We start from the raw sequence: 25,380 nt of genomic DNA on the forward strand, positions 1-25,380 counted from the left end.
TGCGCGTTGGCTATTTCCGACGCGCCGTGGCCCGGCGCTGCCCCGCCGCCGTGGCCCCGGTGGGCCGGGGTCGGGGCGTGCTCCCGGCCGGCCCTCCGCCGGGGCGTGCCGCGGGCCGGGACGCCTTGCCCTTCGCCCGGTTGCGCTCCTCCTCGAGGGCGGCGCGCTGCTCGGCGGCCTCCTCGGTCATCTCCGCGGTGTTGATCCCGGCGGTGAGGAAGCCCGCCACCACGGCCGCCAGCGCCACCGCCCACACGGGCGCCACGCCGAGCAGGAGCGGGGCGGTCACGAGCGCCACCATGTCGAAGCCACGCAGCAGGTTGAAGATCAAGGTGGGCGGCACGGCGCCCGAGCTGGTGGCCAGCATGGGCACCTGGAAGTCGACGGGGCGGGCCGTCTGCCACCGCATGGCCCCCAGCAACCCGGCCGCCGCCGTCGCGAGCGCCGCGAGGGACGCCTCCAGCGGTGCCCGGGCCACCCCGCCGAGGATGCCGGCCATCGAAGGCGTCACCAGCGCGCACCACACGGCCGCGAGCAGGGCAGGCACCACCGAGGTCGCGAGGCGGATCTGGCGGGTGGAGAACGGCAGCGTCCGGGCGAGCCCGCTGGTCCGCGACAGCACGCGCAGGGCGCCGAACAGCGGGATCAGCGCCACCATCAGCGCGATGGCGCCCAGCAGGGGGGAAGCCAGGCCGAGGCCGATGGCGTCCAGGGCGTACGGCACCAGGGCCGCTCCCAGCACGCCGAACAGCGGGCGGGGGAAGCGCGCGAGGCGCTGCACGTCGCGCCACACCAGGGCGAAGACCTCGGTGCCCCGGCCCCGGGTGGGGCGGACGTGCCCGCGGGCGGCCGCCTCGCGCTCGACCAAGATGTCGCGGGCCAGGCCGAAGTCGAGGGCGAACATCGCGCCCTGCATGCTGCTCACCAGCGACCCGCCGCTGGTGAGCCGCGCCCGGGGAATGACGTCCAGCCGGCGGTGGGCCAGCGTTCCGCACCCCAGCGCCAACAGCGCACCGGCACCGGCCAGCACCCAGACCGCCGCGTCCGGCACCGCGAACCGGCCGGCGGCCACCCAGCCCGCCGACACCGCCACCATCGCCGTGAGGGCGACCACGGCGCCGAGCGCCGCGACGGCCCGGACCAGGGCCAGCGGGCGCCGCCGGTCCCCCGACTGCGCGGCGGCGGCCCACGCCATGAGCCCGGCGCAGGACAACCCGGTCGCGGCGGCGAAGGCCGCGACGAGGTGGCCGGGCTCCCCGGCGAGCGCCGCCACGACGGCCTGCAGGGCGGCGGTGAGGAGCCCCGCCAGCACGATCACGCCCCACAACCGGGGCCGCAGCAGGCGGGCGCGTCCGATGGGGGCCTCCATGAGCCAGAACCCCTCGGCCGCCGAGGCGAGCACGGGGCCGAACAGGCGGGCGACGCCCAGGGTGAGGGCGCACAGCGCGAAGTACACCCCCCACGGGATCAGCGTGCGGCCGACCGCGCAGTCGGCCGTGGTGCAGGACGCCGCCGCGTGCTGGCTGCCGATGATCGCGTTCACGATCATGGCGCCCAGCAGCACGATGGTGAAGACGGCGAAGTAGGCATCGGAGAGGACCTGGCCGATCGTCCGCGTGGCCCTGCCGTGGCGCCAGTCCTTCATCAGGCCGTGCAGGGCGGCCTCGTCGACCCACTCGGGCTCGGCGTCGGGCAGAAAGGCAAAGTTCCAGTCCCGGCCCGCGTGGTCGGCGACGGTCTCCTCCGGTTCGGTCGCCACCGGCGCTGCCTCGGCGACGGTGGACGCCGAGCGCTTGCGCTGCTTCTTGCTCACGCGTCGGCCTCCCCCGCGCCCGGCGCCTCCGCGGCCACCCCGGCCGGCTCGGGGCCGACGACGTGGATCCGGCGGGTGGCGACGGCGTCCACCAGGTGCGGCTCGTGGGAGGCCATGATGATCGCCAGGCCGCGCTTGCGCTCCTCGACGAGGCGGTCCGCCAGCCAGGCGACGCCCTCGACGTCGAGGCGCTGCTCGGGCTCGTCCAGCACCAGCAGTCGGCGTGGCCGCACGAACGCGGTCGCGAGGGCGAGGCGTCGGCGCTGGCCGGAGCTCAGCGTGCCGGGCAGCTGGCCGGACTGGGGCACGAGCTGCACCTCGGCGAGCACGGCGTCCACGTGGGCGTCCGGCTCCGGGACGCCATGGGCGCGGGCCATGAGGTCGAGGTGTTCGACGACCGAGAGGTCGGGGAAGAAGTCGAGGTCGTCGATCACGGATGCCATGCCCCGGCGGATCTCCGGGTTCGTCTCGCTCATCCGGATGCCCTCGAACTCGACGCGCCCCGTGTCGGGCTTCTGGGCGCCGATCAGCATGCGCAGGATGGTAGACTTGCCCGCTCCGTTGCGGCCGGTCAACGCGACCGCGTCGCCCGCGTGCACGGTGAGGGAGAAGTCGGACACGATGGGGACCTCACCGAAGGTCTTGCTGATGCCGGACGCGGTGAGGACGACAGAACGGGACGCCATGGCGCCGATTCTCCCCCACCGCCCAACCCCGGTCCGACCCGGCGGGGCGGACGTGAGAAGATCGACGGCGTGGAGAAGTTCGATGCCCGGGCGACCCTGGCCAAGCGGCGCGCCGACGTGGCCGCCATGTTCGACGGGGTCGCGGGCCGCTACGACCTGATGAACGACCTGATGACCGGGGGGTTGCAGCGCCTCTGGCGCACCGCGACGGTGCGCGCGCTGGATCCCCGGCCCGGCCAGGTGATCCTCGACCTGGCGGCGGGCACCGGCACCTCGTCGCGTCCGCTCGCCGACGCCGGCGCCCTGGTCGTGCCCGCCGACCTGTCCTACCGCATGCTCGCCGAGGGCCGCCGGCGCCAGCCCGACCTCGGCTTCGTCAACGCCGACGCGCTGCAGCTGCCCTTCGCCGACGCCACGTTCGACGCCGTCACCATCAGCTACGGGCTGCGGAACGTGGAGGACACCCGCGCCGCCCTCGCCGAGATGCGGCGGGTCACCGCCCCCGGCGGCGTCGTCGTGATCAACGAGTTCTCCTCACCCACCCACCCGGCGTTCCGCACGGTCTACCGGGAGTGGATCGTCCGGGCCCTGCCCGCGCTCTCGGGGGTGTTCTCGTCCAACCCGCGCGCCTACGACTACCTCGCCGAGTCGATCCTCGGCTGGCCGGACCAGCCGGCGTTGGCCGCGCTCATGGCCGAGGCCGGCTGGCGTGACGTGGAGTGGAAAAACCTCTCGGGCGGCATCGTCGCCCTCCACCGGGCGGTGGCGTAGGGAACACCGGCCGTGTCCTTCGTCCTCGACGCCTACGCGGCGCGCAGCTGCCCGCTCAAGACCGTCAACGCGTTCACGCCGTCGCTCGTGGCGCCCAGCATCGCCCGGCCCGACCCGCCGTTCTTCCGCGACGCGGACGCGATCGAGGCCGACGTCGTGGCCCGGCTCCGAGCGGCGGACGTGCGCGTCCTCGACCTGCGCGCCACCCGCACCGCCTCGCGCGAGGAGGCGACCCGCTCATGCCTCGCCGCACTCGAGTCGGGGGCGGACGTGGTGATCGGCGGGCTGCTGCCCGCCGACGAGGCCGCGCACCGCACCGGGCGCCCGTCGCTGCTCGTGCGGGGCGAGGGCGGGTACCACCCGGTGCAGATCAAGTTCCACCGCGTGCTCGAGCGGGCGGACGCCGACGCACCGCCGCTGGTGGTCTCGCGGCTGGCCGCGCCCGGCACACCGCTCGAGCTGCCGGGGCGGCGGTTCCGATGGGGGACGCGGCTCAAGGCGGCCCTGCAGGTCGCGCACCACTGGCGCCTGCTGGAGGCGGCCGGCCTCGCCGCGGACGAGCCGTGGGCGGGTGTCATCGGCATCGACCAGGTGAACACCGAGCCCGAGGGGATGCGGGCCGACGTGGCGCCCGTCATCACGTGGCTCGATCTCGCGGCGCGGTGCGTGCCGCCCAGCACCCGCAACGTGGAGGTGCCCGCCGAGGAACCGTTGATCTCCACCCTGGCCCGCTACGACGACGAGCACGCCTACCGCGTCCGGCTCGCCGAGGCGGCGCTGGCGTCCTCGGGGCAGACCACCCTGCTCACGCCGATCGTCTCCCCGGAGTGCCGCGGTTGCGTGTGGCAGCCCCACTGCCAGGCCCAGTTGGACGCCGACGACGTGTCGCTGCGGATCAACAAGGCCCCGCTGGACGTGCACGAGGTGCGGACGCTGCGCCGCCTCGGCATCACCACCGTGGGCGAACTGGCCACCGCCGACCTGCCGACGCTGCTCGAGGCGTACCTGCCCCGCGTCAGCCACCGCACCGGGGGCGAGGAGCGCCTGCGCCGCGCGCACCGCCGGGCCCAGATGATGGACGCCGGCGTCGAGCTGGAGCGCACGAACGACGAGCCGCTCGACCTGCCGCGCCACGACCTCGAGATCGACATCGACATCGAGACCTCCGCCGACGACCGCGTGTACCTGTGGGGGTTCTGGGTGGACGACACCGCGGCCGGCGCCGGCCCGCGGTACGTGCACTTCAGCACCTTCGAGCCGCTCGACGACACCGGGGAGGCGGCCCTCGCGGCGTCCGCCTGGCGGTGGCTGCAGGAGCTGACCCAGGGTCGGGACGCGGCCGTGTACCACTACTCCGACTACGAGGTGTTGCGCATCGCGCGGCTCGCCGGCCGGGCCCCCGACGCGGCGTTGGGCGCCTGGGTGCGGGAGCTGACGGCGCAGCGCTTCGTGGACCTGTTCGCCGTCGTCCGCGAGCACTACCTCGGGGCGAACGGCCTGGGGCTCAAGGTGGTGGCGTCCGCGGTGACCGGGTTCGCCTGGCGTGACGAGGACCCGGGCGGCCTCAACAGCCAGAGCTGGCACGCCGACGCGGTCGGCCACGAGGACGCCGACGTCCGTGCCCTGGCGCGCGTCCGCGTGTTGGAGTACAACGAGGACGACGTGCGCGCCACCTGGCACCTGCGCCGCTGGCTGCGCGCGCAGGACGGGGCCTGAGGGCGTCCGGCCCTCAGAGGGCGCCGACCAGGCAGCCCAGCAGGACGCCGAGGGCGCCGGCCAGCTCGCCCAGCCCGGTGAGCTTGAGCACGCGGACCAACTCCGGCCCCACCGCTCCGAGGAGCACCAACCGCACCGGGCCGGCGAGCAGCACGACCATGACCAGCCCGAGCAACGCCCACCAGGTGCTCGTCGCCGCCACCTGGACGACCGCGAACACCCCGACGCCCACGAGGGCGACGTACAGCCAGCGCGTCCACCGCTCGCCGAGCCGGACGGCCAGGGTCCGCTTGCCGGCCACGGCGTCCCCGGCGCGGTCGCGCAGGTTGTTGGCCACCAGGATGGCCGACGCCAGCGCCCCGCAGGCCACACCGCCCCACACCGAGGCGGCGGGCACCTCGCCGAGCTGGACGTAGGTGGTGCCGCACGTGGCCACCAACCCGAAGAAGACGAAGACGAACAACTCGCCCAGCCCGGCGTAGCCGTAGGGGCGGCGTCCGCCGGTGTAGAACCAGGCGGCGAGGATGCACACCGCACCCACGGCCAGCAGCCACCAAGCGCTGGTGAGGACGACGAGGGCCAGCCCGGCGAGGGCGGCGACGCCGAAGCAGCCGAACGCCGCGGCCTTCACCACGGCCGCCGGGGCCGCGCCGGAGCCGACGAGACGCTGCGGGCCGACGCGGGCGTCGTCGGTGCCGCGCATGCCGTCGGAGTAGTCGTTGGCGAAGTTCACCCCCACCTGCAGCGCGAGGGCCACGACGAGGGCCAGCACCGCGTGCCCCGGACGCCAACCCCCGGCCCACAACGCGACCGCCGATCCCACCACCACGGGGGCGACCGCCGCCGGCAAGGTGCGCAGCCGGGCTCCCTCCAGCCACTGTCCTGCCGTCGCCATGCACCGACCTCCCGCATCCTGCGTCGCTTGTCCGCCGCCCAGTGTCCCACGCCGCGCCTTGGGGGCAGGCCTAGAGTGGGTGCGTGCCGCGCGTCCTGTTGGTTCTCCTCGTCGTGACCGTGACGGTCTACGCGTTGGTGGAGGCCTTCCAGTCCGACGCACGGGCCATCCGCCGGATGCCGCGCTGGCTGTGGGTGGCCGCCATCATCTGCCTCCCGGGTGTCGGTGCGGTCTGCTGGTTCCTGCTCGGACGCCCCGGCCCGGCGCTGCCGGGCGGCGCCCCGGGCCGTCCGCCGATCGCGCCCGACGACGACCCCGACTTCCTGCGCCGCCTCTGACGCCTCGGGCCGGCGCGCGTCACCTGCCCCCCAGCTGGCGTTTGGACCCGAGGAAATGGCGCCATGGCGCCATTTCCCCGGGTCCAAACGCTCAGACCTGGGGTTCCACCGGGGGCACGATGCCGTCCTCGACGGCGCGGCGGAACAGCTCCAGCTTGGACGCCGCGGGCCGGTCGACCTGGGTGTACTTGGCACGGATGCGCTTGAGGTACTCCTTCACCGAGTTCTCGGTGATGTAGAGCGTCCGGCCGATCTCGGGGATCTCCAGGCCGGCCGCGTACAGGCTCAGCACCTCGCGCTCGCGGGGGCCGAGCGCGGCCGCGACGTAGGTGGCGTCGCCCTCGATGGCCGACAGGATCTCCTGGCTGATCACCTGCTGCCCGGAGTGGACGGCGACGATGGCGTCGACCGTCTCGCTGATCGGGTCGGCCTTGCGGCACACGCCGTCCGCACCGCCGGCCAGCGCCCGGCGCAACAACCGAACGTTGTCGGCGATCGAGTACACCAGCACGCGGAAGCCCTCCGCGCGCAGCGTCTCGGCGTTGTCCTTCGGATCGGACCCGTCGCCCAGCTGCAGGTCGAGCAGCACGACGTCGACATCGGCGTAGTCGCCGTCGAGAAACCCCTCGACGGTCTCGGTGCCGCCGACGAACTGGACGCCCCGGGCGCCGGCCAGCGCGTGGCCCATGCCGACGCGGATGGCCTCGTGGTCGTCGATGATGGCCGTCTTGATGGGCTGGCTCGCGGCGGCGGGATCCGCCGGGGGTGTGGCCGGGGTCGAGGGCGTGGGGCGCAGGGGGGATGTGGGGCGCGTGGGGCGCACGGGGGGCGTGGGGGCTGGGGGCGTCATGCCTGGCTCACCGCAATCATTCCTTCGTTGTCGATGCGGGTCATGCGTGACCCGTGGTCGTTGATTTCAACGATGGTAACGGCTTCCTCGTATCCCTCCGGCGCCGTACGCGCCACGATCTTGCCCGAACGCGCGTCGCGCACCACCCCCTCGAGGTGGCGGAGCACCGCCCGCCGGGCCGCGTCGGGGAGCCGGGAGCCGCGGTTGTCGACCAGCGTCACCTGCACGCCGCGCAGGCGGGCCTCCATGATGGCGGCGCTGAGGGCCGGGCCGGTGAGGTTGGCGGCCTTGATGTTGTCGCGCAGCGTGCCCTCCAGGGCGAGGCACGCCTCGCGGTCGTCGGGGCCCAGCACCCCGGCCGGGTCCGCGATCTTGCTCAGCATGGGGTCCACTTGATCCCGCAAGTCGGTCAACCAGACCTCACGGAGCACGAGCTTGCCGAACGACGCGGCGCTGTGCGCCGACGACTCGTCGACGGCACGCTGGGCGACGTCCATGTCGCGCTGCACCTTCACGATCCACAGCGCCAACATTTCAACAATGGCGAGCCAACCGGCGGGGTTGAGCGCGAGGGCGACCTCGTTGAGCGGGTTGCCGCCCGGCATCGCGGCGACCATCACGATCGCTGCCGTCGCCAGCGCCAGCAACCACGCCGCCAGTCGGTGCCCGCCCGCACGCACGAGCACGGTGAGAATGCACAGGGAGGCCACCCACCAGTCGGCGTGACCGCGGTCCACGCCCACCATCGCCTGGGCGCCGAGCAGGCCGATCGCGATGCCGACGCCGGTCGCCCCCCAGGCCCGCCAGGCGGGCTGGCGCCGCCCGAAACCCGAGATGACGAGCAGGGTGGAGAGGGCGACGAGCCCGACGGTCAGGGCCGTGGCGACGGGCACGGCGCTCGCGAAGATCTCCAGGACGCCGACGGAGACGAACAGCACGATGAAGCCGACGGTGAGGCGTCCGATGGGGCGCACGTCGATGCGCTCGAACATCGGGTGGTCGCGGCCCGCGACGGCCCGGCTCGTGCGCCGTCGCTCGTCCGGGTGACCCGACCACTCGAGGGCGACGCGCGTCCCGTCCCCGGGCACCGACTCGACCCGGGCCGTCCCGCCCACCGACTCCATGCGCGAGACCAGCGAGACCCGGATGCCGAGGCGGCGGCTGCTCACGAGGGCCGGGTCGAAGCCGCGGCCGTCGTCGGCGATCAGCACCGCCACGTCGACGCGTCCCTGCCGGCCGGCCGAGATGCGCACGTCGACGCGGACGCGGGCGGCCTGGGCGTGCTTCTCGGCATTGATGGTCGCCTCCCGGACGGCGCGCGCCAGCGTGCGCACCACCTTGTGGGGCACCAGTGGGGCCATCGGGTCGATGTCGAGGCCGAGGGTCGCCGTCGGGCAGGCACTGCCGACCACGTCCTCCAGCAGACGCCCCACGTTGGCCGGGGGGAAGGCGTCGGCCCCGATGTCCTCGCTCCCCTCCGCGTCCAGGCTCGCGAGCGCGTGGCGGGCCTGGGCCGCCAGCGACGCGTCATGGGTGCCGTCGCCCCGGCCGGCGGAGACCAGCGTCGTCATCACCTCGTCGTGGATCACCCCGTCCAGGCGGGCCCGCTCCCCCACGAGGGCGGTGCGCAGCGCGGCGTCCGCCACCAGCCGGTTGGACGCCGCGACCCAGGCGTCCAGGTCGGCCGCCTGCTTGCGCGCGAACGAGAACAGCAGGAGCAGGCCCAGGGGCTGCAGCGCGACGATCAGCGTGTCCTGGAGCGCGACCAGGGCCGAGACCGCGCCGCCGCTGTTGCTGACGCGCGCGATCAGGTAGGCCGCCGAGCAGAAGAGGTTGTGGACCACCGCCACGGTGTCACCCCACGCGATCGAGATGACCACGGTGGAGACACCGATCACCATCCACAGGAACGGGGCGTCCAGCGCGGTCACGGAGGGGTCGCGCCACGACGACGTCCACGTCCACAGCCCCACCATGACCGACAGGGCGAACACGGTGGCAGGCACGCGGACGCCGCGGCTCGACCAGGCGTAGATCGGCAACAGGATGCTGGAGGCGAAGATGCCGCCACCGATCACGACGAGCCACACGGTGTTGATGTAGGCCAGCTGCGTCGTCGTCGCGAGCACGAGGGCGGCGAGCCCGGTGCCCAGGGCGCACAGCGCCACGGCCCGGTCGATCCACGCGCGATACCCGGTCATGACCACCCGCGACGTGGTGGGAACGGGGGGCGACGACGGTGCCTCCGGGGTCGCGAGCATGCTCATCGGGTCATGCCCCTCCCCTCGCGCTCGGCGATCAGCTGCTCACGTGGTCGTTCGTCATGGCCAGGGCCGGGTCGACCGGCGCCGCGATGAGGCCGCGCTCCCACATGAAGGTGGTCATAGCATCCCATGCCTGCGGGTCCAGCGCCCCCTCGACGAGCCCAGCGTCATCGGTCCACAGGGGAATAGTTGCCTCCAGGGTGGCACGGGCGGCCGCCTCGGCCCCCGGTTCGCCGAGGGTGGGCATGTGCGCGCGCGCCGCCTCGATGGCGGACGCGGGGGCCGACACCGCTTGTGCCACGCCTGCCACCATCCCCGTCGCGACGGCCGTGGCGACCGGCCCGCGGGCCTCCAGCTCGGCCCGGGTGGTGGCCAGGACAATGCTCACGAGGGGCACCTCCCCGCTGGCCGTGAGGGGAACCACTCGGGTGGGAATGCCCGCATTGATGAATTGTACTTGGTCGTTGTTCACAAAGCCGACCACTGCCTCGACCTGCCCCGTGGCCAGCGCCGCCTGCTGGGTGTAGCCGATCTCGACGACGCTGACGTCCGCCTCGGTGAGACCCGACTCGGCGAGCAACGCCTGCAGCCCGAACCACGTCTCCCCCGACCGCGCCGGGACGCCGACGCTGCGGCCGCGCAGGTCGCCGGGCGCGACCACTGGGGACGCGTCGGGCACGATGACCCCGACCGGGTAGCGGCGGTAGTACTGGGCGATGGCGACGGCGTCCACCCCCTGCGCACGCGCCTGGACGAGCTCGTCGCCCCCGGCGATGACGTACTGCTCCTGGCCGGCGGCGAGCGCGGTGAACAGGCCCTCCTGGGCGCCGTGGTGACGCAGCTTGGCCGCGACGCCGGCGTCCGCGAAGAGGCCCTCGGCCTCGGCGACGTAGAAGGGCGCGAACTGGATGTCGGGGATGTAGGTGAGCCCGATCGTCGCCGCGGGGGGCCCCGACGTCGGCGCCGGCGTCCGGGCACAGCCGGACGCGAGGGCCGCGAGCCCGGCGGCACCGGCGAGGCCCGCGCCCAGCGCCGTGCGGCGGGAGAGCATCCGGGCGGGGGCGGGGGCGGGGTGACGGGGAGTGTGCACGGGCGGCTTCCTTCGGTGGGCTGTGAAAGGTGGGCTGTCAGCGGGGGGTGGTGAGGTCCGCCATGACGGCGGAGCGGAGCTCGATGGCGCGGATGAGGCCGTAGAGGCCCATGGCGAGGGCGACGAGGAGGGCGATGGTGGCGAACATGCCGGTGGTGTCGAGGGCGTCGCGCTGGGCCGTGAGCAGCTGCCCCAGCCCGCGCCCGCCCATGATCATCTCCCCCATGACCGCGCCGGTCACCGACAGGGTGAACCCGTTGCGCAGGCCGGCCAGCAGGTTGGGCAGCGCCATGGGCAGCTCGATGGAGGCGAGCAGGGCGAAGCTGCCGGCGCCGTCCAGGCGGGCGGCGTCCACCACCGACGCGGGCACGAGCTTGAGCCCCGTGACCGTCGAGACGAGGATCGGGAAGAACACCAGCAACGAACACAGCCACATGACCGGGCCGAGCCCGTAGCCGACCCAGAGCACCAGCAGGGGTGCGAGGGCGATGGCGGGGATGGCCTGGGTGGCCCCCAGGAACGGCGAGACGGCGGCATCCAACAGACGCGAGCGGTGGATGGCGATGCCGAGCGGCAGCGCCACCGCCGCACCGATGACGCAGCCGCCCACCGCCTCCGCGACGGTCGCCGCGACGTAGGGCCACAGGGTCGGGTTGATGAGGTCGGCCACCAGGCGGGCCAGGACGGCGTCCGGACTCGGCAGCACGTAGGCGGGCAACCCGCCCCACCGGGCGACGGCGAACCATCCGGCCAGCAGCATGGCGCCGAACAGCCACGGGGACGCCCCGAGCACCCCCGGGCTCACCTGCCGTCGTCGCACCTGCCCGCACCTTCTCCTCGTCGGCCACGGGGACGCAGACGGGAGGACGGGACGCCACCGCAGCCGCGCACTCAGTGCGCGCACGCGACGGACGCCGCTCGTGCTGCCTCCCATCCGGACTTTCACCGTCGGTACCGGAATTCCACCGGTTCAACCTCGCCGCCGCCTGGGCGCCGCACGAGGGTCGCGGACTGTCACCGCCGGTTCGGACTTGCACCGACCCCGGAGCACGTGTGTGTTCTGCCCTCCAGCGTAGCGCTCTTGGCCGAAGTCCCTCCGCCGCGTCCCGGGTGGGGGCTGAGGTCAGGAATCGCTCCGGTCCGGGCCGTCCCCGCAGCCCCACTGCGCGGCCACGGCGTCGCCGAGGGGGGCGTCCACGAGGCGCGCCAACCGCAGCACGCCGGCCCGCGCGGCACCGGGGCGCTGCTGGGTGCCGATGAGGCCGTGCGCGCACCGGACCAACAGCAACAGATCCGCGACGGTGAGGTCGGGCCGCACCAGGCCTGCCGAGCGCGCCCGGGCGAGCGGCCGGACGAGCACGGCGCCCACGCGCTCGTCGCCGTCCCAGTCCTGCTCCACGCGGCCGTGCACCACGGCGTCCACGAGCGCGGCGTTCGCCAACGTCTGCTCGAGCATGCGTGCCACCAGGACGCCGAGGCCGTCGGGGTCGGTGTGGCGCCCGGCCAGGGCCTCGAGCTCGTCGATGTTCTCCCCGAACACCGCCAGCGCCAGGGAAACCCGGCTGCCGAAGTGCCGGTAGAGGACGCCCTGGCCCACCCCGGCCGCGCGCGCGATGGCGCTCAGCGGCACGGCGTAGCCCTCCCGGGCGAACAGCGACCGGGCGGCCTCGACCAGCGCGGCGCGGTTCGCCCCGGCGGCCGCGGGCCCGCGGTTGCGGGGCGGATCGGGCTGGGGCATGCTGGGAGCCTAACGCAACCGGACACCGCTGTCCGGATGGGAGGAGAGGGCGATGCAGACCGAGAAGTCCCGCACCACCGGTCAGGACGCGACCGAGCACAGCTACGACGTGGTCGTCGTCGGATCGGGCGCCGCAGCGTTCGCCGCGGCCGTCACCGCGGCCGACGCCGGCCTGTCGGTGCTGATGTGCGAGTCCACCGACCGGTGGGGCGGCAGCTCCGCGATGTCGGGCGGCGGCCTGTGGCTGCCCAACAACCCGCTGATGCAGCGCGACGGCGCGGGCGACAGCCGCGAGGAGGCCCTCGCCTACCTCGAGGAGACCATCGGGGACGCCGGGCCGGCGACCTCCCGCGCCCGCAAGGAGGCGTTCGTCGACAACATCGGCAGCTTCGTGGACCTCACCGAGCGCCTCAGCATGCGCTACGCCCGCGGCGCCGACTACCCCGACTACTACCCCGAGCTCCCCGGCGGCAAGGTGGGGCGCGCCATCGAGGTGGAGCCGTTCGACATCGGCCAGATCGGCGCGTGGTGGAAGTCCTCGCGCGGCCAGGACGGCGTCCCGGCCCCGGTGAAGACCGACGACTTCTGGCTGCTGCAGCGCGCGTGGTCCACCCCGGGCGGCATGATCCGCGGCGCCCAGGTGGTGGGACGCCTCGTCGCGATGCTCGCACGCCGCCAGCACCAGGTGGGCATGGGCGCGGCGCTGATGAGCTCGTTCCTGCACGTCGCGCAGCGCCTCGGCGTCGAGCTGTGGCTGTCGGCGCCCGTCGAGGTGCTCCTCGTCGAGGACGACCGCGTCGTCGGCGTCCGCACGCGCCACGAGGGGCGCGAGGTCACGGTCCGCGCCACGAAGGGCGTCGTGCTGGGCGGCGGTGGCTTCGACCACAACGAGGCTTGGCGCGAGGAGCACCAGGGCATCGACGGGTCGGCGTCCTCGGGGTCGAAGGGCAACCTGGGCACCGCCATCGAGGCCGCGCAGCAGATCGGCGCTGCGGTGGACCTGATGGAGGACGCCTGGTGGGGCGGCTCCATCCCACCGGTCGGCGACCACGGCCCGGCGTTCCTCGTCAGCGAGCGCTCCGTGCCCCACAGCATCATCGTGGACGCCGCGGGCGACCGGTTCGCCAACGAGTCGGAGAGCTACGTCGACCTCGGCCACCACATGCGCGACCATGCCGAGGAGGTGCCGGGCCGCTACTGGATGGTCACCGACGTCCGACACGCCGTGAAGTACATGCGCAGCTACGCCCTCGACCCCCGGGTCACCACGGCGCGGACGAAGGCCGGCATCCGGCACATCGCGCCGACCCTGGGCGAGCTGGCCGGCAAGCTGGGCATCGACGCAGCGCGGCTCGAGGCGACCGTCGAGCGGTTCAACGGATTCGCCCGCACCGGCATCGACCAGGACTTCGGCCGCGGCAACTCGGTGTACGACCGCTACTACGGCGACCCGTTGGTGCGGCCCAACAACAACCTCGGCACGATCGAGCGCGGCCCGTTCACGGCCGTCGAGATCGTCGCGGGCGACCTCGGCACCAAGGGTGGCGTCCTGACCGACGAGCACGCCCGCGTGCTGCGGGAGGACGGCTCCGTCATTGAGGGGCTCTACGCGTCGGGCAACTGCTCGGCGTCCGTCATGGGGCACACCTACCCCGGCCCGGGCTCCACGCTCGGCCCGGCGTGTGTGTTCGGCCACATCGCCGCGCGGCACCTCGCCGACGGCACCAAGGAGTGAGTCATGGACGTCCGCGACAAGGTCTTCGTCGTCACCGGCGGCGGCAACGGCATCGGCCGTGAGCTCGTCTGGGCGCTGCTCGCCAAGGGCGCCCGCGTCGCCGCCGTCGACCTCAACGCCGAGGGCCTCGCCCAGACGGCCAGCCGCGCGTTGAGCGTCGACCGGCTCAGCACCCACGAGGTCAACGTGACGGACGCCGACGCGGTCGCCGCGCTGCCCGAGGCGGTGCTCGCCGCGCACGGCCAGGTGGACGGTCTGGTGAACGTGGCCGGCATCATCCAGCGTTTCGTCCGGTTCGGCGACCTCACCAACGCCGACATCGCGAAGGTGATGAACGTCAACTTCTACGGTGTCGTGCACATGGTGCAAGCGTTCCTGCCGCTGCTGGTCGAGCGGCCGGCGGCGTCCCTGGTCAACGTGTCGAGCATGGGCGGCTTCGTCCCGGTGCCCGGCCAGACCATCTATGGTGCGTCCAAGGCGGCGGTGAAGCTCCTCACCGAGGGGCTGCGCGCCGAGCTGCACGGCAGCCGGGTGAAGGTCACCGTGGTGTTCCCCGGCGCGGTGGGCACCAACATCACGGCGAACAGCGGGGTGTCCATCCCGGGGCAGGAACCCTCACCGGAGGGCGAGGCGACGGCCGCGAAGACGACGTCGCCGGCGGACGCCGCGGCCACGATCCTGCGCGGCATCGAGCGCGGCAGCTACCGGGTGTTCATCGGCAACGATGCGCGCGGGCTCGACCTGCTCACCCGCATCGCGCCCGAGCGTGCGGTCGACCTGCTCGCGCAGCAGATGGCGCACCTGCTCAAGGACCGCTGACGCCGGCACCCAGCCCAGCGCGGCGGCGGCAGGTCGACGTTTCGGCCTGCCGCGCCCGCGCCGCGTCCGGACGTCCTACGGTGGTGGCACAGTCGTCCCCGACGAAAGGCTCACCATGCTCGGACTCCCCGGTGCGGGGCTGCGCGTGGCCCTGTTCGCCACGTGCATCGCCGACACCCTGACGCCGGACACACCGAAGGCCGTCGTGACGGTGCTGGAGCGGCTGGGCTGCGTCGTGGAGTTCCCACCCGGCCAGACGTGCTGCGGGCAGATCATGACGAACACGGGGTACTTCGACGCCGCCGTCGCCTCCGTCCGCAACCACGTCCGCTCGTTCGCCGGGTACGACCACATCGTCGCGCCGTCGGGGTCGTGCGTGGCGTCGGTGCGGGACCAACACGTGATGCTGGCCCGCCGCACCGGCGATGCCCGCCTCGTCGAGCAGGCCTCGCAGACCGCCGCCCGCACCCTCGATTTCACCGAGTTCCTCGTCGACGTGCTGGGGGTGACCGACGTGGGGGCCTACTTTCCGCACCGGGTGACGTACCACCCGAGCTGCCACGGCGCCCGGTTCCTCCGGTTGGGCGACCGGCCGACGCGCCTGCTCCAGGCCGTGGAAGGTCTCGAGCTGGTGCCGCTGCCGGCCGCGGACCAGTGCTGCGGCTTCGGCGGCACGTTCAGCATCAAGATCCCCGACGTCAGCATCGCGATGGCGACCGACAAGGCCCGCCACGTCGTCGAGACGGGCGCGGACTTCGTGGTGGCCGGCGAGAACTCCTGCCTCATGAACATCGGCGGGGTGCTGCACCGCGACGGCGCGGCCGTCCGGACGGTTCACCTCGCCGAGGTGCTGGCCCACACCCGGGCGGACGCGGCATGAGCCCGAACAGCGCCCCGGCGCAACGGCGGACGCCGGCGCCCCCGCCCGGCACGTGGCTCGGCATGCCGGCGTTCCCGAAGGCCGCCCGGGAGCAGCTGCAGCGCGCCGAGCAGCGCCAGAACCTCGCCCGGGCCACCACGCACATCCGCGGCAAGCGGGCCGAACGCGCCGCCGAGGTGGCCGACTGGGAGGAGCTCCGCACCGCGGCGGCCCAGATCAAGACCCGCGTCGCTCGGCACCTCGACACCTACCTGGTACAGGCCGAGGAGGCGATGACAGCGGCGGGCATCACCGTGCACTGGGCCCGGGACGCCGCGGAGGCCAATCGGATCGTCGGTGAGATCGCCCTCGCCAAGGGCGTCGACGAGGTGGTCAAGATCAAGTCGATGGTCACGCAGGAGATCGATCTCAACGAGCACCTCGAGTCCATCGGCGTGGCCGCGTGGGAAACCGACCTGGCCGAGCTCATCGTCCAGTTGGGCCACGACCGGCCGAGCCACATCCTGGTGCCCGCGATCCACCGCAACCGGCGGGAGGTGCGGGAGATCTTCGCCGAGGAGATGGGCCGCTACGGCACCCCGGCACCGCCCACGATGACCGACGATCCCGAGGAGCTCGCCGAGGCCGCCCGGGCCCACCTGCGCGCGAAGTTCCTGCGGGCCGAGATGGCCGTCTCGGGGGCCAATTTCCTCATCGCCGAGACGGGAACCGTGGTCATCGTCGAGTCCGAGGGCAACGGCCGGATGTGCCTCACCCTGCCCGAGACGCTGGTGAGCGTGATCGGCATCGAGAAGATCCTGCCCACGGTGGCCGATCTCGAGGTGTTCTTGACGCTGTTGCCGCGTTCGTCCACCGGCGAGCGGATGAACCCGTACACCTCGCTGTGGACGGGCGTCACGCCGGGCGACGGGCCGCAGGACCTGCACGTCGTCCTCCTCGACAACGGCCGCACCGACGTGCTGGCCGACCCGGAGGGCCGCGCCGCGCTGCGGTGCATCCGCTGCTCGGCGTGCCTCAACATCTGCCCCGTGTACGAGCGGGTCGGCGGGCACGCGTACGGCTCGCCCTACCCCGGCCCCATCGGGGCGATCCTCAACCCCCAGCTGCGCGGTGTCGCGTCCGAGGTCGACCAGGCCCTGCCCTACGCGTCCAGCCTGTGCGGCGCCTGCAACGACGTGTGCCCCGTGCGCATCCCGTTCACCGACATCCTCGTCCACCTGCGCCACAAGGTCGTCGAGCACAAGACCGAGCACCACCCCACCGCCGAGCAGGCGGCCTTCTCGGCGATCGGCTGGGTGATGGCCGACGGCCGGAACCTCGCCAAGGCCCAGCTCGCCAGCCGCGCCGGCGGTGCCGTGCTCGGCGACCGATGGCTCGGCAACCGCGTCATCGGACGCCTCCCGCTGCCGATCGCCGGGCGCTGGCTGCGCGCCCGCGACGTCGACGCGCCGCCCGCGCAGACGTTCCGGGCCTGGTGGGCCGCGAGGACGCCCGCCGCTCCGCCCGTCGATGGGAGCGCGGACGCCGCCACGGAGGATCGGGCATGACCACCGCGCGCGCGGAGATCCTGGCCCGCGTCCGCCGGGCCCTCGCCGACGTCGACGAGCCCGACCCGGTGCGCGACGTGCCGGTCGACTGGGAGTACGGCCGGCCGCTGAGCACCGCCGACGTGGTGGCCGATCTGGTGGAGAAGATCGAGGACTACGGCGCGCGCATCGTCCGCGTCCCGGCCGCGGCCGTGCCGGACGCCATCGTCGCCGCCCTCACCGAGATGGAGGCGAGCAGCGTCGTGCTGCCCCCGGGGCTGGACGGCGCGTGGCGCGCCGCGATCGAGGCCGTCGCCGCCGTCACCGCCGACGAGCCGCCGCTCACGGCGTCCGAACTCAACGCGGTGGACGCCGTGGTGACCGCCGCCGCGGTGGCGATGGCCGATTCGGGCACCATCGCGCTCGACCACGGCCCCGACCAGGGGCGACGCGCGCTCAGCCTGGTGCCCGACCGGCACGTGTGCGTGGTGCGCGTCGATCAGGTGGTCAGCGCCGTGCCCGAGGGGGTGGCGCGGCTGGCGCCGGCGATCCGCGCCGGGCGGCCGGTCACGTGGATCAGCGGCGGCTCGGCGACCTCGGACATCGAGCTGGCCCGCGTGGAGGGCGTCCACGGCCCCCGGCAGCTCTACGTCGTGCTGGCCGACTGACCTACAGCCCCAGCCGGGCCAGGTGGGGGTTGACGAACCGGCGCTCCGGGTCGAGCCGGGCCCGCAGCGCGGCGAAGTCGTGCCAGCGCGGGAAGCGGGCGCGGACGGCGTCCGGTGCCAGCGTCGACACCTTGCCCCAGTGGGGGCGGGCCGTGTCCGGCAGCGCCGCCTCGATCGCGGGCAGGACGGCGCCCACCGAGTCCGGGACGGCCCGCCAGGTGAAGTGCAGGCCGATCGTGGGCGTTCCGTACGCCGGGGAGAGCCACAGATCGTCGGGCGCGACCGTGCGCCTCTCGCCGACGTGCAACAGCGGGGAGAACCGCTCTGCGAGACCCTGCAGCGCCTCCAGCGCGGCGGGGGCGTCCGCGCGGGGCAGGAGGTACTCGCTCTGGATCTCCTCCCCCACCGAGGGCGTGTGGTCGAGCGAGAAGTGCGGCCAGCGGTCGTACCACGGGCCGGGGACGCCACCCTGGGGGGTGCAGGGGGCGGGATCCATGCCGGTGACGGGGTGGCGCGGCCCGTCGGCGGGCTGGCCGCCGAAGGACGCGAGATCGGGCGCCGGGCGTCCGGCGCGGGACTTCACCCACACCTGGTCGACGCGCGCCGGGTCGTCCCAGGAGCAGAACAGGCTGACGCTGTCGCCCGCGCCGGTCAGCGCGTCGAGGTCGGCCAGCGCCGCGTCCCACGTGACGCCCTCGAAGACGGTCTGGCTCACCTCGTAGTGGGGTTCGACGTCGAGCTCGACGTGGGTGACCACGCCGAGCGCGCCGAGCGCCACCACCGCGCCGGCGAAGTCGGCGTCGCCGCGGGTCAGCCGCACGGGGCCTCTCGGCGTCAGCAGGTCGAGCGCGCTGACCTGCGTGGCCAGCGAGCCGATCGCGTCCCCCGAGCCATGGGTGCCGGTCGCGACCGCACCGGCCACCGCGATGTGCGGCAGGGACGCGAGGTTCGCCAACGCCACCCCGGCCTCGGTCAGGGCCGGCACCAGGTCGCCGTAGCGGATCCCGGCCGGAACGCGCACGGTCGAGCCGGCGACCGTGGCCGGCTCGTCGGCCAGCTTCGCGAGCGACACCAGGACGCCCTCGGTGTCGGCCAACTCGTTGAACGAGTGCCGGCTGCCGAGGACGCGCAGCCGCGGCTCGGTGGCCACGAGGTCGGCGAGTTCGTCCCAGGAGGTGGGTTCCCGCAGGGCGCGGGCGCGGTACGTCACGGTGCCGGCCCAGTTGCGTTCGGTCACCGTCCCAGTCTGGAGCACGCCCGGCCGGACGCCAAGCCCCCGGCGCTGCCCCCCATCGACGGGCGCGTGCCGCCTCGCCGGGCGTCTTACGCCCGCGACAAGCCGTGATGCCACCCCCCTAGGGGTGTGCCGGGGTGGCGGCAGCGACCCCTAACATTTGGCCCCGTGGCCAGATGGGCCACGCGCGCCCGACACGAGGGGGTGGAGGTTGGCAGCCACACCGAGCACGACCAACGCCAGGCCCCGCCTGCCCTGGTGGCGTCGGCTCGCGCGGGACAGGACGCTCGTCTGGATGATGCTGCCGGCGCTGCTGGTGTTCGTCGTCTTCCACTACGCCGCGCTCGCGGGCAACGTGATCGCCTGGAAGGACTACCGTCCCTACCTCGGCATCGCCGGGTCGGACTGGGTGGGCTGGGAGAACTTCGAGCTCATGGTCACCGGGGATCCGGCGTTCTGGAACGCCGTCCGCAACACCCTGGTGCTGACGCTCGTCCAGACCGTCCTCGTCTTCCCCGCCCCGATCCTGCTCGCCCTGCTGCTCAACAGCATGTTGAGCCAGCGCATCAAGCGGGTCGTGCAGAGCGTGCTCTACCTCCCCCACTTCCTGAGCTGGGTCGTGGTGGTCGCGATCTTCCAGCAGGTGCTCGGCGGCGGCGGACTCATCAACACGTGGCTGCGCCAGCAGGGCATGGAGACGTTCGACATCATCGGCAACCCCGATCTGTTCATCGGCCTCCTCACCAGCCAGGTGATGTGGAAGGACACGGGGTGGGCCACCATCTTGTTCCTGGCCGCGCTGACCTCGATCGACCCGTCGCTCTACGAGGCCAGCCAGGTGGACGGCGCGGGGCGCCTGCGCCAGCTCTGGCACGTCACCCTCCCCGGGCTGCGCGGCATCATCATCCTGCTGCTGATCCTGCGCCTGGGTGACTCCCTCAGTGTCGGGTTCGAGCAGATCATCCTGCAGCAGCGCGCCGTCGGGCTCGATGCGAGCGAGGTGCTCGACACCTACGTCTTCAACCACGGCATCGCCGGCAATGCGTGGGGCGAGGCCACCGCGGTCGGCCTGGTCAAGGGCGTCATCGGGACGCTGCTGGTGGTGGGGGCGAACAAGGTCGCCCACCTGTTCGGCGAGGCGGGAGTGTACAAGTCATGAGCCGCCATCACCGTCGCCTCGAGAACGGTCAGATCGCCCCCGGGCCCGGCGAGCGGGTCATCACCGGGATCGTCCTGCTGGCCTGTGTGCTCAGCGTGCTGATCCCGTTCCTCGGCATCGTGTCGACCTCGGTGTCGAGTTCCGAACACATCAACCAGGCCGGCGGGTTCGTGTTGTGGCCCGGCGGGCTGAACCTGGACGCCTACCGTTCGGTCCTCGCCGGGGGCGTCGTCACGCGCGCGCTCATGGTGAGCATCGGCGTGACGACGGTGGGGACGCTGCTGTCGCTGACCGCGAGCGCGATGATGGCCTACGGCCTCAGCCGCCCGGGCAGTTTCGCGCACCGGCCCGTCCTGCTGCTGGTGCTGTTCAGCCTGCTGTTCACGCCGGGCATGATCCCGAGCTACCTCACGGTGCGGACGTTGGGCCTGCTGAACACCTACTGGGCGTTGATCCTTCCCGGCATGGTGAGCGCCTTCAACATCATCGTGCTCCGCGCCTTCTTCATGAACATCCCGACCGAGCTGTACGAGTCGGCCCGCATCGACGGGGCCTCCGACTGGTCGATCTTCGCTCGCATCGTGGTGCCTCTGTCGCGGCCGGTGCTCGCGGTGATCGGGCTGTTCTACGCGGTCGGCTACTGGAACGCCTTCTTCGGCGCCCTCATCTACCTCTCCGACCAGAGCATGTGGCCGCTCACTCTCGTGATGCGCACCTATGTGCTCGACAACGCCCAGCTCTCCGCCGGTGACGTCGGGGTGGCGGGCGATGCGCTGCCCCCGCAGCCGGCCCTGCAGATGGCGATGCTCCTGATCGCCATCGCACCGATCCTCTTCGTCTACCCGTTCCTCCAGAAGCACTTCACCTCAGGCATGCTCACCGGCGCCGTCAAGGGTTGACGCGCCCCGTCCGACAAGGAGTCACCATGTCCCCCGTCAGCCGACGCACCGTCCTGTCCACCGGCGGCACGCTCGCCGCGCTCGCCGCCGGCGGCCCGCTGCTCGCGTCCTGCGGCGGCAACTCCGCTCCGGGCGGCACCAGCAGTGGCGGGGCGGCCGGTTCGGACGCCCCCGTGGCGGCCCCCACCTTCCGCGCCCCCGAGGGCCCGGAGCCCGACATCGCCGGCGATGCCGACATCCCCGACACCTTCTTCTCCTACCCGGCCGAGCCGACCGTGTCGGTGCCCGAAGCCCCCGGGGACGGCCAGCCGTTGCGCATCCTCACCCAGACCTTCTCCCCCGTCACGGCCCAGCCGCCGCAGAACACGGCGTGGGCGAACCTCAACGACAAGCTGGGCTCGGCCCTGGAGATCCAGCAGGTGCCCTCCGGGGAGTACGCGACGGTCTTCGCCACCTCGCTGGCCGGCGGGCAGCTGCCCGACATGTTCTTCCTCGCCGAGCAGCCCGACATGCCGGACATGGTGGAGGCGACGTGCCTCGATCTGTCCGACCACCTGGCCGGAGACGCCATCTTGGCCTACCCGAACCTCGCCGCGATCCCGTCCGACTGCTGGGAGGCGGGCCGGTACAACGGCCGGCTCTACGGTCTGCCCAGCCCGCGCGGCGCCATGTCGTCCGGCGTGCTCTACCGGCGCGACGACCTGCTGGCGGCCCAGGGCGTGGCGCCCGAGTGGGACGACTTCGAGGGGTTCTTCTCCTTGGCCCAGCAGCTCAACGACCCGCGCGGCGGACGCTGGGCGACCACGATCGTCCCCGGCCAGTACATCAAGAACATGCTGGGCATCCCGAACTTCTGGCAGTACGACGGCACCACCATGCAGAGCTGGTGGACCGCACCGCAGATGGAGGAGGCGCTTGAGGCGCAACGACGCTGGGCCGAGGCCGGCCTGATGAACCCGGACGCCTTCGCCAGCCCCAACACCAAGGTCTGGTTCTCCACCGGGGCGGCCTACTTCAACCCCGACTCGTTCTCCGCCTGGTCGCAGTACTTCGCCGACCCGCCCGAGGGCTTCGACATCGACGTCTGCCAGATCCCCGCCTTCGACGGCGACGGCACCGGACACCTGTGGATGAGCTTCCCCTCCTACGGCCGCGCGGGCATCAACCGCAACGCCGCCGACCGGGTGGAGACCCTGCTCAAGGTGGCCAACTACTTCGCCGCCCCCTTCGGGACGCAGGAGTACCTGGACGTCAAGATGGGCCAGGAGGGCGCGGACTACACCTTCGAGGGCACCGACCCGATCGCCACCTCCACCGGAGCGGCCAACAGCGCGTTGGGCGTCCGCTACATCGCGGACTGCCGCATCGCGAACTACCTGCCCGGGCACGAGGACTCGGCGCGCAAGCTGGACGCCAGCATCCGCGAGCTGGTGCCGGACGCCTTCCGCAACGACGCCGTCTACCTCTACTCCGAGACGGTCGAGAGCGACTTCGCGTCGTCCGCCCAGATGTTCAACGCCCTGGAGGCCGACATCGTGCAGGGCCGCAAGCAGGTCTCCGAGTGGCGCCCCGCCGCCGACCAGTGGTGGGCCGACAGCGGGCAGCAGATGGCCGAAGAGCTGACCGAGGCCTACCACGCGGCCGGGCGCGGCTGAGCCCGGGGTCGAGCCGGCAGGAGCACCTCCGCCCTGATCTCCGTGGCAAGATCCGACCATCCAGGCTCAGAAGGGCTTCGCCGTGACACCGCCTCCGCCCACGCCCCCCGAGCCGGCACCGGTCTCCCCGCCCCCGGGCAGGTCAGTGCCCACCGCCGTCGCGCGGCTCGACCTGCACGACGGCTGGAGCGTCCGGGCTCTGCGCGGCCCCGTTCCGGCGGGAATCGCTGGCGTCGCTGTTCCGGCCCGCGTGCCGGGCTGCGTCCACACCGACCTGCTCGCCGGGGGGCTGATTCCGGATCCGTACCTCGACGACCATGAGGCGGGGACGGCCTGGATCGGCCTGAGCGACTGGGAGTACACCACCGAGTTCTGGGCCCCTCCGGGTGACGATCAGCGTCACGAACTCGTCTTCGAGGGGCTGGACACAGTGGCCCGGGTCGCCCTGAACGGCGAGCACCTTTTCAGCGCGGACAACATGCACCGCACGTGGTGCCACGACGTGACGGGTCTGCTGCGCGAGGGCACCAATACCCTGGTCGTGACCTTCGCGAGCCCCGTGCGGCACGCCAACGCCCAGGCCATGGCCCTTGGGCCGCGCCCCCATGCGAACGACCTCCCCTACAACGCCGTGCGCACGATGGCGTCGAGCTTCGGCTGGGACTGGGGCCCGGTGACCGCGACGTCGGGGTTGTGGCGACCGGTGCGCCTGGAGAGCTGGACGGCGCGGCTGACCGATGCCCGCACGACCGCCACGCTCGAGGGCGACGACGGTGTGCTGACCGTCCGCGTGGGCGTCGAGAGCACCGGCGAGGAGTTGGCGGCCGCCGGCCTGGAGCTGGTGGTCCGGCTCGCCGACGAGGAGCTGGCCGTCCCGGTCACGGGTGCCGCCGTCGAGGCGTCGCTGCGCCTGCCGGACGTCGAACGCTGGTGGCCCGTGGGCTACGGGGAACCGCGGCTGTACCCGGTGTCGGTCGAGCTGCGCCACGGCCTGCAGGTGGTGGACGCCGTCACCCGCCGGGTCGGGTTCCGCAGCGTGCGGTGGGACACGACCCCGGACGCCGACGGAGCCCCCTTCGCGCTGGTCGTCAACGAACAACCCGTATACGTCAAGGGGGTCAACTGGATCACCGACGACGCCTTCCCCCACCGCGTCACCCGCGAGCGGTACGCCGCACGTATCGACCAAGCCGTGTCCGCGCACGTCAACCTCATCCGGGTCTGGGGTGGCGGCCTTTACGAGAGCGATGACTTCTACGACCTGTGCGACGAGCGCGGAGTGCTGACGTGGCAGGACTTCCTGTTCGCCTGCGCGGCGTACGCGGAGGAGGAGCCGCTGCGCTCCAACGTGGTAGCCGAGGTGCGCGACAACCTGCTCCGCATCGCCCACCACGCGTCGCTGGTGGCTCTGAACGGCAACAACGAGTGCCTGATGGGCCACGAAGCCTGGGGGTGGCAGGGCGTGCTCGACGGCCAGACGTGGGGGGAGGGGTACTACCGGACCCTGCTGCCCGCCCTCGTCGCGCAGTACGCGCCCCACCTGCCCTACACGCCGGGCAGCCCGTTCAGCCCGGACGGTGCGGACGCGCCGCCGAACGACCCTGCACACGGCTCGACCCACCTGTGGGAGATGTGGAACGTCCGCGACTGGACGGGGTACCGCGCCGTCCGGCCCCGCTTCGTGGCCGAGTTCGGCTGGCAGGGCCCGCCGGCCTGGACGACGCTGACGCGGGCCGTGCACGACGACCCGCTCACCCCCGAGTCGCCGGGGATGCTGGCCCACCAGAAGGCGTTCGAGGGCGCGGTGAAGTTGACGAAGGGCTTGGTGCCCCATGTTCGCGTCCCGGTCGCCATGGAGGACTGGCACTGGGCCATGCAGCACAACCAGGCCGCCGCCGTGCGCGCCGCCCTCACCCACTTCCGGTCGCTTCACCCCCTCAACACCGGAGCCGTGGTGTGGCAGCTGAACGACTGTTGGCCGGTGACGTCGTGGGCTGCGGTGGACGGCGACGGCCGGCCCAAGCCTCTCCTCCACGCGATGCGGAACGCCTTCGCACCCCGTCTGGTGACGATGCAGCCCGTCGACGCCGGGCTGGAGGTGTGCCTGGTCAACGACACCGCCGACCCGTGGCGGGCCATCGTGCGGCTGCGCCGCATCACCTTCCGGGGCCAGACGGTGGCCGAGCGCGAGCTGGAGGCGACGGTCAGGCCCCGTTCGGCGTCCCGCCAGGCGGTGCCGGGCGAGCTCGTCACGTCGGCAGACCCGGCGGGCGAGGTGCTGGTGGCCGATGCCGGCGGCGTCCGCGATGCCTGGTTCTTCGCAGAGCCGCGGGACAGCGCCCTCACCCCGCCCACCTGGACGACGTCGCTGCGCCGCGACGGCGACGACTGGCTGCTGGACGCCAGCGCCGACGTCGTGGTGCGCGACGTTTGCCTCCTTCCGGACAAGCTGGCGCCGGACGCGCACACCGACACCGGCCTGGTGACGCTCCTGCCCGGCGAGGTCCACACGTTCCGCATCGTCGGCAGCGACGACCTCGCGCTGCCGAACGGCGTCCTGCCCGGCGGCGTCCTGCGCAGCGTCAACGAGCTGGTGAGCCCCGCCGGGCGCGACGAGGGCCAGCGCCACCAGTGACGGCGGCAC

At 73.0% G+C, this 25,380-nt stretch carries 21 protein-coding genes and 1 riboswitch; of the genes, 12 read left to right on the forward strand and 9 right to left on the reverse strand.

The annotated features are described in order from the left end of the window. Positions 1-10: 10 nt before the first annotated feature. Together IFY26_RS15640 and IFY26_RS15645 are read right to left on the reverse strand one after the other, a co-directional pair. Positions 11-1,813 carry a DUF6297 family protein gene (locus IFY26_RS15640; protein WP_232549933.1) on the reverse strand — a complete coding sequence of 601 codons (1,803 nt, stop codon included), beginning with the start codon at positions 1,811-1,813 and terminating at the stop codon, positions 11-13. Then, positions 1,810-2,508: an ABC transporter ATP-binding protein gene (locus IFY26_RS15645; RefSeq protein WP_416046585.1), complete on the reverse strand. Its 699-nt coding sequence runs from the start codon at positions 2,506-2,508 to the stop codon at positions 1,810-1,812. Before IFY26_RS15645 ends, IFY26_RS15640 begins: the two co-directional genes overlap by 4 nt. 60 nt (positions 2,509-2,568) lie before the next feature. On the opposite strand from IFY26_RS15645, the gene IFY26_RS15650 reads away from it, so the two are divergent. Beyond that, entirely contained in the window at positions 2,569-3,270 is a 702-nt protein-coding gene (locus IFY26_RS15650) for a demethylmenaquinone methyltransferase (protein WP_332836206.1), read from the forward strand. Positions 3,271-3,282: 12 nt separating this feature from the next. Beyond that, positions 3,283-4,986 (forward strand): TM0106 family RecB-like putative nuclease, encoded by a 1,704-nt coding sequence (locus tag IFY26_RS18285; RefSeq protein WP_232549935.1) that lies wholly within the window; start codon positions 3,283-3,285, stop codon positions 4,984-4,986. Between the two features lie 13 nt (positions 4,987-4,999). Here the strand turns inward: IFY26_RS18285 and IFY26_RS15660 are convergent, their stop codons facing one another. Further along, entirely contained in the window at positions 5,000-5,881 is an 882-nt protein-coding gene (locus IFY26_RS15660; RefSeq protein WP_232549936.1) for a 1,4-dihydroxy-2-naphthoate polyprenyltransferase, read from the reverse strand. Positions 5,882-5,964: 83 nt separating this feature from the next. Here IFY26_RS15660 and IFY26_RS15665 point away from each other — a divergent pair, with 83 nt between their 5' ends. Further along, complete coding sequence (locus IFY26_RS15665) at positions 5,965-6,219, forward strand: PLDc N-terminal domain-containing protein (RefSeq protein WP_232549937.1); 255 nt, start codon at positions 5,965-5,967, stop codon at positions 6,217-6,219. A 91-nt stretch (positions 6,220-6,310) separates the two neighbouring features. Here IFY26_RS15665 and IFY26_RS15670 read toward each other — a convergent pair whose 3' ends face one another. From IFY26_RS15670 to IFY26_RS15690, 5 genes are all read right to left on the reverse strand, one after another. Beyond that, positions 6,311-7,069 carry a LuxR C-terminal-related transcriptional regulator gene (locus IFY26_RS15670; RefSeq protein WP_232549938.1) on the reverse strand — a complete coding sequence of 253 codons (759 nt, stop codon included), beginning with the start codon at positions 7,067-7,069 and terminating at the stop codon, positions 6,311-6,313. Then, the gene (locus tag IFY26_RS15675) at positions 7,066-9,336 is read right to left on the reverse strand and encodes a sensor histidine kinase (RefSeq protein WP_232549939.1); all 2,271 of its coding nucleotides are present in this window, start codon (positions 9,334-9,336) and stop codon (positions 7,066-7,068) included. Before IFY26_RS15675 ends, IFY26_RS15670 begins: the two co-directional genes overlap by 4 nt. A 31-nt stretch (positions 9,337-9,367) precedes the next feature. After that, positions 9,368-10,423, reverse strand: coding sequence for an ABC transporter substrate-binding protein (locus IFY26_RS15680; RefSeq protein WP_232549940.1), 1,056 nt, complete (start codon positions 10,421-10,423; stop codon positions 9,368-9,370). A gap of 37 nt (positions 10,424-10,460) precedes the next feature. Continuing rightward, positions 10,461-11,243, reverse strand: coding sequence for an ABC transporter permease (locus IFY26_RS15685; protein WP_232549941.1), 783 nt, complete (start codon positions 11,241-11,243; stop codon positions 10,461-10,463). A gap of 97 nt (positions 11,244-11,340) precedes the next feature. After that, positions 11,341-11,477, reverse strand: a riboswitch (FMN riboswitch). 69 nt (positions 11,478-11,546) lie between these two features. Further along, entirely contained in the window at positions 11,547-12,161 is a 615-nt protein-coding gene (locus tag IFY26_RS15690) for a TetR/AcrR family transcriptional regulator (RefSeq protein ID WP_232549942.1), read from the reverse strand. A gap of 52 nt (positions 12,162-12,213) precedes the next feature. Here IFY26_RS15690 and IFY26_RS15695 point away from each other — a divergent pair, with 52 nt between their 5' ends. The 5 genes from IFY26_RS15695 (at position 12,214) to IFY26_RS15715 (ending at position 17,789) form a co-directional block, all read left to right on the forward strand. Then, the gene (locus IFY26_RS15695) at positions 12,214-13,896 is read left to right on the forward strand and encodes an FAD-binding protein (RefSeq protein WP_232549943.1); all 1,683 of its coding nucleotides are present in this window, start codon (positions 12,214-12,216) and stop codon (positions 13,894-13,896) included. Positions 13,897-13,899: 3 nt separating this feature from the next. Next, the gene (locus IFY26_RS15700; protein ID WP_232549944.1) at positions 13,900-14,715 is read left to right on the forward strand and encodes an SDR family NAD(P)-dependent oxidoreductase; all 816 of its coding nucleotides are present in this window, start codon (positions 13,900-13,902) and stop codon (positions 14,713-14,715) included. Positions 14,716-14,830: 115 nt separating this feature from the next. Next, positions 14,831-15,595 (forward strand): (Fe-S)-binding protein, encoded by a 765-nt coding sequence (locus IFY26_RS15705; RefSeq protein ID WP_232549945.1) that lies wholly within the window; start codon positions 14,831-14,833, stop codon positions 15,593-15,595. Further along, the gene (locus IFY26_RS15710; protein ID WP_232549946.1) at positions 15,592-17,142 is read left to right on the forward strand and encodes a LutB/LldF family L-lactate oxidation iron-sulfur protein; all 1,551 of its coding nucleotides are present in this window, start codon (positions 15,592-15,594) and stop codon (positions 17,140-17,142) included. The genes IFY26_RS15705 and IFY26_RS15710 overlap by 4 nt, the downstream gene beginning before the upstream one ends. Further along, complete coding sequence (locus IFY26_RS15715; RefSeq protein WP_232549947.1) at positions 17,139-17,789, forward strand: LutC/YkgG family protein; 651 nt, start codon at positions 17,139-17,141, stop codon at positions 17,787-17,789. The genes IFY26_RS15710 and IFY26_RS15715 overlap by 4 nt, the downstream gene beginning before the upstream one ends. Before the next feature lies 1 nt (position 17,790). On the opposite strand, the gene IFY26_RS15720 is transcribed toward IFY26_RS15715, so the two are convergent. After that, the gene (locus IFY26_RS15720) at positions 17,791-19,026 is read right to left on the reverse strand and encodes a D-arabinono-1,4-lactone oxidase (RefSeq protein ID WP_232549948.1); all 1,236 of its coding nucleotides are present in this window, start codon (positions 19,024-19,026) and stop codon (positions 17,791-17,793) included. Between the two features lie 208 nt (positions 19,027-19,234). On the opposite strand from IFY26_RS15720, the gene IFY26_RS15725 reads away from it, so the two are divergent. From IFY26_RS15725 to IFY26_RS15740, 4 genes are all read left to right on the forward strand, one after another. Continuing rightward, positions 19,235-20,182 carry an ABC transporter permease gene (locus IFY26_RS15725; RefSeq protein WP_232549949.1) on the forward strand — a complete coding sequence of 316 codons (948 nt, stop codon included), beginning with the start codon at positions 19,235-19,237 and terminating at the stop codon, positions 20,180-20,182. Next, on the forward strand, positions 20,179-21,081 hold the full coding sequence (locus IFY26_RS15730; protein ID WP_232549950.1) for a carbohydrate ABC transporter permease: 903 nt from the start codon (positions 20,179-20,181) through the stop codon (positions 21,079-21,081). The genes IFY26_RS15725 and IFY26_RS15730 overlap by 4 nt, the downstream gene beginning before the upstream one ends. A gap of 26 nt (positions 21,082-21,107) precedes the next feature. After that, entirely contained in the window at positions 21,108-22,736 is a 1,629-nt protein-coding gene (locus IFY26_RS15735) for an extracellular solute-binding protein (protein WP_232549951.1), read from the forward strand. Positions 22,737-22,818: 82 nt separating this feature from the next. Continuing rightward, positions 22,819-25,371, forward strand: a complete 2,553-nt coding sequence (locus tag IFY26_RS15740) for a glycoside hydrolase family 2 protein (RefSeq protein ID WP_232549952.1) — start codon at positions 22,819-22,821, stop codon at positions 25,369-25,371. Positions 25,372-25,380 lie beyond the last annotated feature (9 nt).

Source organism: Propioniciclava soli (genome assembly GCF_014858005.1).
Taxonomy (GTDB): domain Bacteria; phylum Actinomycetota; class Actinomycetes; order Propionibacteriales; family Propionibacteriaceae; genus Propioniciclava; species Propioniciclava soli.